Below are 9,822 nucleotides of genomic sequence, written 5' to 3' on the forward strand. Positions count from 1 at the left end.
CCCCTTTTTGTCATTTATCATTCCTTATATATGTCATAATATATAACACAAATCAACTAAAAGCAATGCCTGTTTTCTGTTGCAATCGGTTCCATACGCAAAAAATTTGTTAAGTTTTCTAACAAAAAGAGAATGCCCCTCATCACGAAGGGCATTCCTCACGGTGTTACGCAACGCGAATGGGCTTGCCAAACGGCACGCGCGGCATATAATCGTCCGGCACAAGCCAAAACACTTCATAGTCGACTTGCAGCTCTTCATAAAAATAGCCGGTTACATCGGTGATGTAAAACAACGTATCGATTTTTTGCGCAGCGGCCCATTCCAGCACTTCGGTGTACGACGATTTCCCGTGCTTGAAATATTTAATCGTCGCCACGCCAACCGGAGATACATCGCGAATTTTAAAATCCGCTTGGACGAGCAGCGTGTCCGGGCGCAGCTTTTCAAACAGCTTCACAATGTTTTGAATGAGCATTGGCCGCTCCGGACGATTTGATGTGTCGATCGCCAGCGCGATTGAATGGTCTTTCCGCTCTTTGAGCAACGCCAATAAAGCCCGCTGCCATCTCACGATGATCATCCCCCTTATATCGGTGAATCGCCGTGCGCACTACTAGTATAGACGACGATGGGGGAAAGTACGAACTGTTTTTCTTTCCTTTTTCCCCTCCCGTTTCACAAACATAAATCAAAACGCCAAGGAACAGTTCTTTGACGTTTCTTACTCCCGCGGAGAAAGGGAGAAGTCTGAGCCATTTTTGTGTTCGACCGTGGCCTCGATGGTTCCCTCCGCATACATATCGCTCACTTGTTCATGTGTTTCAGCCAATGCTGAACCAAGAAACGAAGCTGCCTCATCATTCGACGGGACATACTGCCGTCCAGCCATCTCGAGCGATTGTTTGTTTTCCGCCATCTTTATTTCTCCTTGTTCATGCCGTTCATTATATTAATGTGGAACAGGGGGGAAAATAAAAAGAGGAAGTTTATGGATCATGTATGTATACATCAAGACAAACGCGGCAAACTAACGATAAACAAATGGAAAGAGAGGATGATGGCTAATGAGACAGCCAAAGCAAAACAACAGCCCTGAACCACAAGAAAAAAAACAACAACCGGACAAAGACATGGAAAAACAGCCGGGATACGGCGATAAAAAATTGGAAGGCCCAAACCATCCAGCAGAATAAAGGTGGCGAGTCCCAATGAGACATTTGCTTGCGTTAGTACTGAAATATTTGCTGACCGCCACGGTGATGTTTGCCATTTTACCGCTGTTTTTGCGCATTTCATCAGCGGAAATTTTATGGTTCAGCCTTTGGCTGACGCTCGTCGCCTATGCGCTCGGCGACTTGTACGTTCTGCCGCGCCTTGGCAACGTCTCGGCGACGATCGCCGACTTTGGGCTTGTGTTTGTGGCGGTATGGATCGGCATCGGCGCGTTTTATGACATCGCCGGCGCCGCCATTTTAAACGCAGCGTTTTTCTCTGCTCTGCTCACGGCGTTCGGAGAATTGCTGTTTCACGCTTATGTGCTGCGATTTGTCACCGTCCAGCACGGCGAAGAAGGCGCCCCGCTCATCGGCCGCCAATGGCAAACGGAGGCGGCAGAAGAGTTTGATGTCCGCATCGCCCGTCCCGATAACCAGGAGCATGAACGGGAACAAGATCCTCCCCATCCCCCCATCCTATGAAGGAGGAACAAATGTTGGGCGGCTGCAGTCGGGACGCCAGCCGCTTCTTCTTTCCAAACAGGGGCTCAACGTGAACGACTCCACCTTTGTTTGGAACATTCAATGGTTGCATCTCCACTTCGTTTTGGGTTGCGCCCTGTACAAAATGGAAGTGGGGATCTTCGATCGGGAAATCATAAAACAGATGGCGAACGAAGAAACGGGTGTCTTCTCGTTCGCTAGACACCCGTTTCGCATGAGGATCTTTGGTTTTTCGGCGCTTTCCTCTGCAGCCATGGGCGATCCATCGACCGCTTGGCCGCAAGCCGAAACAGGACGATCTCCTATCCGCCCTTATTGCTCCGGCCGCTTTAGCGCCAGCAGCGTCTGTTTCAATTCCGCTTCCATCGCCGCCAGCTCGCGTTCGGCCTGCTGCCGTTTTAAGCGGCCTTCCGCTTGGATTTTCAACGTTTCTTCGAGCGTAGCGATCAAATTTTCTTGCGTTCGCTTCAACGTTTCGATATCAACCAAGCCGCGCTCGTTTTCCTTGGCGATTTCAATGCTGTTTGTTTTTAACATTTCCGAATTGCGCAATAACAGCTCATTCGTCGTTTCGGCGACCTGCTTTTGCGCCGCAGCCGCCCTTTGTTGCCGAAACAGCGTCAAGGCAATCACGACTTGATTTTTCCAAAGGGGGATGGCATGCAAAATCAACGATTGAATCCGCTCGACAAGCGTTTCGTTCATATGCTGAATCATGCGGATTTGCGGTGCCGTTTGAATCGTCACTTGCCGGCTGAGCTTTAGGTCATGCACCCGCTTCTCAAGCCGCTCGGCAAACTGCCGCAAATCCTGTACATCCTGCCATGCCATTTGGTCGCCGGAGCGCTCCGCTTCCGCTTGCTTTTCTGGAATCGTCTTCGTCCGCAGCTCTTCGAGTTTGTATTCCGCTGCCGCAATATAAATATTGAGCGCTTCAAAATAGTCTTTGTTTTTTTCATAGAGCGTCTCAAGCATCATGATGTCGCGAAGCAACAAATGCCGGTGCTTCTCAAGCCGATCAGCGATTTTGTCAATTTCAACGCCGATTTTTTGGTATTTCGCCACCATCTCTTGCAGCGGCTTGGCCACTGCGCCGAACAAGCGGGACAGCCACCCTTTTTTCGCCGGCATTAGGTCATCGGGGTTGACCTCCTTAATTTTGGACATCAGTTCGCTGATCACTTCGCCGACCGGCCCAGCGTCTTTCGTTTGCACATGATGCAAAATCGCATGAGAAAACTTCGACAGCTCGGCTTGCGCCGCCACACCGTATTGCAAGACGGCCTGATGGTTGGCCGGGTCGATTTGTTTGGCGAGCGCAAGCGCTTTTTCCCGATGCTCAGGCTTTAACGCATCAAGCGCGCGCGCCGGCTTTTCTTCCTCCTTGAGCCGCGGTTCGGCCGGCGAAGAAAACGGCTGGGCAAGCAACTCATCGAGGGTGCTTGTCCGTTCCAGCCCTTGCAGCCAATCGCTCGATTCCTTCCCGTGATTCCGTTCGTCCATCGTCATTCTCCTTTCTTTGACAGCGGCAGACGAAGCCCGTCCGATTGTTGGAGCGATCGCTCGAGCCATTTCGCTTCCGTTTGCAGCGACCAGATGTCGTTCGATAACACCTCAAGCAACTGCCGTTCAGCCGCTGAAGTCAGCTCGTCAAGCACCCTTTCCGTCTCCTGCAACGCTTTTACCATATCGGCGCTTTGCACCGGCTGTTGCGCCAAATAAACGTATTTCTCCACCATCTCCACCGCCGTCGGCCATTCGTTTAAGAAAAACGGCTGGGCGAGGCGCAGTTGATGTGGTTGTTGCTCGATGGCGCGAATGATTCGATCGACGATGGCACTCAACCGGGAAACCGTTTGCCACATCGCCACAGAACGAAGCCGATAGCGAGCGCGACGCAGCCGCTTCCATAACGCGCGCGCTTCGCCAAGCTGGCTGCGAACGTAGACAAGCTCCTCAGCGGACACATCAGCCGGCAGGCGATGATGCCGCCTTTTCATGATGGCGGACACCCCCCACATCGCCCCCATTCCGGATAAAATCGAAGGCCAAAAGCGAAAATCAGCGGCGATGAATACGATCACCGCTACGATGACCCCTGCGTTCCATGAGACAAACCAACGCCATATCGTACGAAGCAGCTGCTTCATTGTCCCTCTCCTTCTTTATCTTTTCTTTCATTATAGCATGTCCATTCCATGATACGTACAAGCGCCCAAAGAAGTTTCATCGCCAACTGGGCGGCGCGCATAGGACAATGGCCGTTTCGAATAGGCTATAGTAACAGAGCCATCGAAAGGGGAATCGGGATGAAAGCGATCAATTGGCAGCTTGTCTCCTTTGTCGCGATCTCGCTGTTGAAAGAATATTGGTGCTATGCCGGACTGCCGCGCGTCTACTATTGGCAGGCGGCGGATGATGACAAAAAAGCTGCCTAACAGCAGAAGGAGGGAACACGATGCAGTCTTGGCACCGCCCCACACCGCCAACCGCCTCCCGCGCCGCGCTGACCGTCACCGGCCAAGGGACAGTCAGCGCCAAGCCAGACACCGTCCTCATTGCGCTCGGGGTGCGCACCGAACACATCCATATTCAAGAGGCGCTTGCTGACAACGCGAAACGCACCGACGCAGTCATTGGAGCGCTCAAAGCGCTTGGCGTGCAAACAGAAGATTTGGAGACGACGGCGTTTTCCATCTATCCCCAATACGAACATCACAATGGAGCCGACGTATTATCCAGCTATGGAGTCGAACATTGGCTTGAAATCACCGTCCGCGACCCTAAAAAAGCCGGCGCCATTTACGAGACGGCCGTTGCCCATGGAGCAAACCTCGCCCGCGGCTTGGAATTCCGTCTAGCAAACGAACAAGCCTATTACCAGCAGGCATTGGCGTTGGCAGTGAAAAACGCCAAAGAAAAAGCGCTGGCCATCGCCCGCGCTCTCAGCTTGCCTCTTTATGACACGCCGATTGAACTGAAAGAACAGTCATCGATCCGGCCTACGCCATACGGTTCGGCTGTTCTCAGCGTTTCCTCATCAGCGCCGCCTGTGCAGACGCAAGATGTTGTCATTACCGCCGTCGTGGAAGCGGTATTTGCCTATTCGTTCATTTCGTGATATCGACTTCATGGACACGGGCGCCGCCAAACAGCTCGACGCGGGCGGTTTTCTTTTTCCCGTTCGAATGGACGATGGTCACAGCGTACGCGCCCGGCAAATACGGGCCGATTTTTTTGACAAATGGGTCTTTCGTCGCCTCCTCTTCCGTTTTCACCCCATTGACGACAAGCGATGCCTCCGGATCATCGACGCGCACATGGAGAAAGTAGAGCGCCGGCTCAAACACATACCGATTCTCAAACACATGAATCGTAAACACCGGCGGGCGGGATGTCAATCCTTTAATATACACGTGGCCGCTCTTGCGCTGGCGGGCAAACTCTCGATCCAGCTGTTCATACGCTTCTGGGTGCCGTTCCACATACGCGAACAACGGCGCCAACGTTTTCTCGTTGATCGGCACTGTTTCCTCCGTCACCCGCAGCATCGCCTGCAAAGCGGCCACATCGCGGTCTTCGATCGCATCTTTTAAACGCATAATGGCCATTTCGCGGCTCGCTGCCGTCTTCAGCGTCCCATATCCACTCCAAACGAGCGTCCCCATCCCCCACAGAACGGCGATGGCGACAAGCAGCCAGCCGATGAGACGGTATTGCTTTTTTCTCTTTTCCCGGGACAAAAAGCGCGCTTGTTGCCGCTTCTCATAGCGCGCCAACGCCGCGGCGCCGTCCTGCCCGCCGCGGCTGCCCGTTCCCCCCTCGATCGCATCCGGTTCGAACATGTGCGGTTTCATGAGCGCTTCCCCTCTCTTTCTCGCTGTCTAGTTCCACTTTATGTAAGAGACAGGGAATATATGTTACACGAACAACGGTGCGTTTTTTATTATATCTGCCTGAGCGAAAAACAGATAGCCGTTTGCACCGCCCATTATCGCGAAAACGAAGCGTTCGGTCGCTCCATTCGCCGCCCGACTTGTTGAAACATCCAGGCGTATAAGGCCGCGCTTCCTAGCGCCAGCATCCCAAGGACAACGAACGTCCATGCATAGCCGATCCATTCCGCCGCGGCGAGCGACAGCGGTGCCAACATCCGCCCGATCGTAAAACGGAGACTGGCGGCGGCAAAATATTGGCCGCGCATCGCCTCCGGAGCCAAGCGGGAAATGAACGACTGCTGCAAGCCAGCTGTCATCAGCTCAGCCAGCGTAAACAGCGCCATGACCGCGATCAATCCGAGCAGCGAAGACGTTTGACTAAACAGCCACATCGAGATGCCGTATAAGACGGATGAACCCACAAACGCCTGCCGCTCCGAGTAGCGAGACATCCAACGCGTCACAGCCACCGTGCATAGTGCGACCAACAGACCGTTTTCGGCAATGAGCCAACTAAAGGCGCTCGCGCCGTCAATCGTCCATCCCGCCAATGTTTCGGCTTCGACCGTTTCTTTTGTATATACCGGGATCAGCAAGTCAAGCTGTGTAAACGTTTGCGCTACCAACACTCCAGCAACGATAAACAGGAAAAAGACACGGTCGCGGACAATGATGGCATACTGCTTGAACTGCGTGCGCAAAAAAGACTGCCATGTCCCTCTCCTTTGTTGGCCGGCTGCGGCTAGCGGCGCCGTCTCACGCAACGTTTTGGAGAGCAGTGTTGCCATCGCAAAACATGAACATGCCGCCAAAAGCAATACGGCAAACCGATGCTCAGCATAAAAAAGACCGCCAATTGTCGGGCCGATGACAACAGAAATATTGATGGATGTGTAAAACACAGCAAACACATCGCTCCGGTCCTTCTCCGGAACCACATCGGACACCATCGCCTGGCTCGCCGGCCAATAAAACGCCCCGCAAATGCCGGCGAACGTAAAGCAAAGAAAGCCGACAAACGGCGACGACCACCACGGGGAGCTGGCCAAGGCGAAAACGAAAAACGCCGCTCCCTGCCCATAGGCGGATAACACCATCATCCGCTTGCGTCCGAATACATCAGCGCAATAGCCGCCCATTAAATTGGCGATGACCGAGAACAACTGCGAAACAATCAACAACAACCCCGCTGTCTCTTTGCCAAAGGCATCGGCAAAATAAATCGAGATAAACGGAAAAAACATCCAAAACGTCGTATTCATGAGCGCCTCGCCAAACAGGCGCACTTTTAGGTTGCGGTCCCAATCGCGTATTCGCATCCGCTGTCCCCCTAATCTTTCGTCTTTCGAATTTCTTTGGAAATTATATCATATTTTTATAGGGGATCGGAGAAATATTTTTCAAATAAAAAGGGCTGACCCAAAGGGGTGTTTTTCCTTAAACCAAACACAACATATTGTTTCATGCATAATAAGAAAAGGTGTCCCGATCCTTTTGGGACACCCTCGACTTGCATTTCTTTTGTCTCTTACTTGCGGATGAATTGCTGCGTCCAAATATATCCATTTTCTTCAAAACCAACGCCGATGTGCGTAAAGTTTTTGTTCAAAATGTTCGCGCGGTGGCCTTCACTGTTCATCCACGCATTGACGACTTCCTGTGGTGTGCGTTGGCCTTTGGCGATGTTTTCCCCGGCAGCCGTGTACGAGATGCCGAATTTTTTCATCATCTCAAATGGAGAACCGTACGTCGGGCTGTTGTGCGAGAAGTAGTGGTTCACGGCCATATCGCGCGATTTTTCGCGTGCGACTTTGCTGAGGGCCAAGTCAACTTGAAGCGGCGGCAAGCCGTATTTTGCCCGCTCTTTATTCGTCAGTTCAACGACTTGTTGCTCATAGGCGTTTAAGCCAGTTGCTTTTTGCGGTGCTGCTGTTGGGGCCGTCGCTGGCGTTTTCGCCGGTGCTGGCGTATTCGCAGCCGGTTTCGTCGCTGGCTGTTTGACCGTTGCCGGCGCCTGCGGTTTTGTCGTTGGCTGTTTTGCCGCCGGTTGTTGTGTTGCCGGTTTTACGGGTTGGAACGACACGAACGGGAAGTATTGTTGCAGCCATTTCTCAAAATCTTGAACGTTTGTGCTGACATATTTTACTTGATACGCATTCGCTGTCGGACACGTCGTCCCAGCTGCTTCCGTTTTCGTTGCCGCGAACGAAGCGCCGGCGAGTGCGACCGAAGCTGCGATTGTTGCTAACGTTTTTTTCTTCATCGGAATTCCTCCTTGTATCCTCTATTTGAAAGTTTCAGAGATATTGCGTCCGTCAGTCATGCCTACACGATGAGATTCGAAGAGGAACGGTTTCGTTGTTCCCTTGCCTTCGCCCTCATTATAACACGAGTTTTTTGTAATATTTTTGGGCTAAAATGGAAAAAAAACGCAGGCTGGCAACACCCGGAAAAACAAGCGCTTGTTTTCATTGACAGTTGGCTGCCCATCACGGCAGTTGCAACGATTGGAAGTGGCATCCTTTCACTAACTGTCCTTCCTTTTTCCCCTCTATTATTCTAGCCACCCACATTTTTCTAGGAAAAAGGGAGTTGACAGCCTCTTTTTTGGACCATTTCGTTTAACAATTGTTACATCTGTGTTACAAAACAGGGGAGATATTCACATTCTTGTTTTAAAAAAGAAGCTGGTGGCGATCAGCCCCAGCTTCTGTCATGATCTTTTTCGTTCCTAGTCGACAACGAGCACCGTTTGCACTTCATTCGGCTTCACCTCGACGGCAAACGTCCCGCATTCGTCCGCCGCGAGCGAGTCAAGCGGCTCCTCGTTGAGATTCGCGCGAAAAACGCCCGAGAACGGCTTGTTCCATTGGAACGCCGCCGCCGTCGTCGTTGGCATCGGATTGTAAAAGAGGAGCTTATCGGCATACAGCCGCACCCGTTCGTCAAAGTGCATCGATCCCCATCCTGATATAAACATAACAAGTCTCATCACTTCCTTAAATATACGAAAAGTTTTGGAAGCGATGAGACTTATATCCTTTTAGCGCCAACGGAACGTTAAAAAACTAAATACAGGAATACGACAAATAAGATGCATAAAACGATGAAAGAAGTGCACATCCAAATAAGCACTCTAAAAAAACGAATTTTTTTATCCATTTCCCCTTTTGTTTTCTTAAGAAAAACCGCTCCAAACATAATCGCAACCAAACCCCTAGATATAGTAGCAAACCAGGTATTCATTATATTTGGACCAATAATTAACGTGCTGATCGCATAAATGAACAAGATAACAGATACACATAGAGAACTATAAATAATCGTCTTGCTTCTTGTTTGTTTCAAAGGATTCATAAAGCATTTCCTTTCCCTTTAGATAAATAATGAGGGGGCACATTTATTTCTTTTCTTTTGCTGCTTGATCTAGCACATGATTAATGAAAGCTTCACGAATGGCTTTCACTTGGTTATCTGTCGGAATTCCATACTTCTCAAACTTGCCACTATCCATTACAATAGGTCCGGTTTTTAAATTAACATTATTGACAGCTTCTTTGAACTCTTTTTTGCCTCCAAACGATTCAATAAACTCACTAAACCGTCTATTCACTTCCCCAGATTTTGAATAATATTTTTCAATGGCGTCGGACAAATGTAGTTTAGAATTTCCTCTTATCATATTTGCAATATTCACAGCATCTATATCAGCCAGCAAATCGGAGGTAGAAAACGAACTATTCCCACCTATAATCTTTTTAGCTTCTTTCTGAAGAATCTTCAAATCGTTCGAATCGTTTGTATTCCGCTGAAGGTCTATGACTGCAGTTTGTAAATCCCCAGCCCATCCAGATAAGTCATCAGGAAATTGATTGAACAACTTGATTGGTTAGCGTGTTAGAAACTTGATTTTTGGAAACCTTCTGTTCATAAGCTCTCTTAGCAGCATCGCTAATCGTTACAACATCCTTAGAAATCGTTGCTTTCGCTGGTGTATATGACACTGATGCTGTCACAGAGCCAGAAGGTTTTGTAGTTACAATCGTGGGAACATAAGAATTTGGTTTCTGTTGAAAATACTGCTTAACAGAAACGGTAGGCATTGTCATCCCTCCAAGATCATAATTCTTAGGATAATAATAATCCAAAATTGTTTTTTTTTT

General features: G+C 50.1%; 13 protein-coding genes. 3 read left to right on the forward strand and 10 right to left on the reverse strand.

All coding sequences use genetic code 11. The annotated features are described in order from the left end of the window. Positions 1-166 precede the first annotated feature (166 nt). Both BRO54_RS06475 and BRO54_RS06480 read right to left on the reverse strand, forming a co-directional pair. Positions 167-574, reverse strand: a complete 408-nt coding sequence (locus BRO54_RS06475) for a VWA-like domain-containing protein (RefSeq protein ID WP_013523547.1) — start codon at positions 572-574, stop codon at positions 167-169. A 150-nt stretch (positions 575-724) separates the two neighbouring features. Further along, positions 725-919, reverse strand: coding sequence for a YozQ family protein (locus BRO54_RS06480; RefSeq protein ID WP_074043470.1), 195 nt, complete (start codon positions 917-919; stop codon positions 725-727). A gap of 292 nt (positions 920-1,211) precedes the next feature. Here BRO54_RS06480 and BRO54_RS06485 point away from each other — a divergent pair, with 292 nt between their 5' ends. Beyond that, on the forward strand, positions 1,212-1,700 hold the full coding sequence (locus BRO54_RS06485) for a YndM family protein (protein ID WP_074043471.1): 489 nt from the start codon (positions 1,212-1,214) through the stop codon (positions 1,698-1,700). A 333-nt stretch (positions 1,701-2,033) separates the two neighbouring features. On the opposite strand, the gene BRO54_RS06490 is transcribed toward BRO54_RS06485, so the two are convergent. Beyond that, entirely contained in the window at positions 2,034-3,224 is a 1,191-nt protein-coding gene (locus tag BRO54_RS06490) for a toxic anion resistance protein (RefSeq protein ID WP_074043472.1), read from the reverse strand. 2 nt (positions 3,225-3,226) lie between these two features. Continuing rightward, complete coding sequence (locus BRO54_RS06495) at positions 3,227-3,871, reverse strand: 5-bromo-4-chloroindolyl phosphate hydrolysis family protein (RefSeq protein ID WP_074043473.1); 645 nt, start codon at positions 3,869-3,871, stop codon at positions 3,227-3,229. A 159-nt stretch (positions 3,872-4,030) separates the two neighbouring features. Between BRO54_RS06495 and BRO54_RS20795 the strand changes: the two genes are divergently transcribed. Further along, on the forward strand, positions 4,031-4,159 hold the full coding sequence (locus BRO54_RS20795) for a hypothetical protein (RefSeq protein ID WP_275651044.1): 129 nt from the start codon (positions 4,031-4,033) through the stop codon (positions 4,157-4,159). Between the two features lie 20 nt (positions 4,160-4,179). Beyond that, positions 4,180-4,842 (forward strand): SIMPL domain-containing protein, encoded by a 663-nt coding sequence (locus tag BRO54_RS06500; protein WP_074043474.1) that lies wholly within the window; start codon positions 4,180-4,182, stop codon positions 4,840-4,842. On the opposite strand, the gene BRO54_RS06505 is transcribed toward BRO54_RS06500, so the two are convergent. The 6 genes from BRO54_RS06505 to BRO54_RS19805 form a co-directional block, all read right to left on the reverse strand. Then, a complete protein-coding gene (locus BRO54_RS06505) occupies positions 4,832-5,578 on the reverse strand; it encodes a zinc ribbon domain-containing protein (protein ID WP_074043475.1) in 747 nt (248 codons plus the stop codon). The two genes, BRO54_RS06500 and BRO54_RS06505, sit on opposite strands and share 11 nt — an antisense overlap. A gap of 134 nt (positions 5,579-5,712) precedes the next feature. Continuing rightward, positions 5,713-6,978 carry an MDR family MFS transporter gene (locus BRO54_RS06510; RefSeq protein WP_074043476.1) on the reverse strand — a complete coding sequence of 422 codons (1,266 nt, stop codon included), beginning with the start codon at positions 6,976-6,978 and terminating at the stop codon, positions 5,713-5,715. Between the two features lie 209 nt (positions 6,979-7,187). Next, positions 7,188-7,922 carry a CAP domain-containing protein gene (locus tag BRO54_RS06515; protein ID WP_074043477.1) on the reverse strand — a complete coding sequence of 245 codons (735 nt, stop codon included), beginning with the start codon at positions 7,920-7,922 and terminating at the stop codon, positions 7,188-7,190. 468 nt (positions 7,923-8,390) lie between these two features. Next, on the reverse strand, positions 8,391-8,615 hold the full coding sequence (locus BRO54_RS06520; RefSeq protein WP_074043478.1) for a glycosyl hydrolase-related protein: 225 nt from the start codon (positions 8,613-8,615) through the stop codon (positions 8,391-8,393). A 444-nt stretch (positions 8,616-9,059) separates the two neighbouring features. Further along, positions 9,060-9,443 (reverse strand): hypothetical protein, encoded by a 384-nt coding sequence (locus tag BRO54_RS06530; RefSeq protein ID WP_074043480.1) that lies wholly within the window; start codon positions 9,441-9,443, stop codon positions 9,060-9,062. A gap of 76 nt (positions 9,444-9,519) precedes the next feature. Continuing rightward, a partial coding sequence (locus BRO54_RS19805) for a hypothetical protein (protein ID WP_161496647.1) occupies positions 9,520-9,822 on the reverse strand: 303 nt, incomplete at its 5' end.

This window comes from Geobacillus proteiniphilus (assembly GCF_001908025.1).
Classification (GTDB): domain Bacteria; phylum Bacillota; class Bacilli; order Bacillales; family Anoxybacillaceae; genus Geobacillus; species Geobacillus proteiniphilus.

Coding starts and splice junctions, on each gene's coding strand:
- BRO54_RS06480 (WP_074043470.1), bottom strand. CDS start 919: ATGGCGGAAAACAAACAATCGCTCGAGATGGCTGGACGGCAGTATGTC.
- BRO54_RS06485 (WP_074043471.1), top strand. CDS start 1,212: ATGAGACATTTGCTTGCGTTAGTACTGAAATATTTGCTGACCGCCACG.
- BRO54_RS06490 (WP_074043472.1), bottom strand. CDS start 3,224: ATGGACGAACGGAATCACGGGAAGGAATCGAGCGATTGGCTGCAAGGG.
- BRO54_RS06495 (WP_074043473.1), bottom strand. CDS start 3,871: ATGAAGCAGCTGCTTCGTACGATATGGCGTTGGTTTGTCTCATGGAAC.
- BRO54_RS20795 (WP_275651044.1), top strand. CDS start 4,031: ATGAAAGCGATCAATTGGCAGCTTGTCTCCTTTGTCGCGATCTCGCTG.
- BRO54_RS06500 (WP_074043474.1), top strand. CDS start 4,180: ATGCAGTCTTGGCACCGCCCCACACCGCCAACCGCCTCCCGCGCCGCG.
- BRO54_RS06505 (WP_074043475.1), bottom strand. CDS start 5,578: ATGAAACCGCACATGTTCGAACCGGATGCGATCGAGGGGGGAACGGGC.
- BRO54_RS06510 (WP_074043476.1), bottom strand. CDS start 6,978: ATGCGAATACGCGATTGGGACCGCAACCTAAAAGTGCGCCTGTTTGGC.
- BRO54_RS06515 (WP_074043477.1), bottom strand. CDS start 7,922: ATGAAGAAAAAAACGTTAGCAACAATCGCAGCTTCGGTCGCACTCGCC.
- BRO54_RS06520 (WP_074043478.1), bottom strand. CDS start 8,615: ATGCACTTTGACGAACGGGTGCGGCTGTATGCCGATAAGCTCCTCTTT.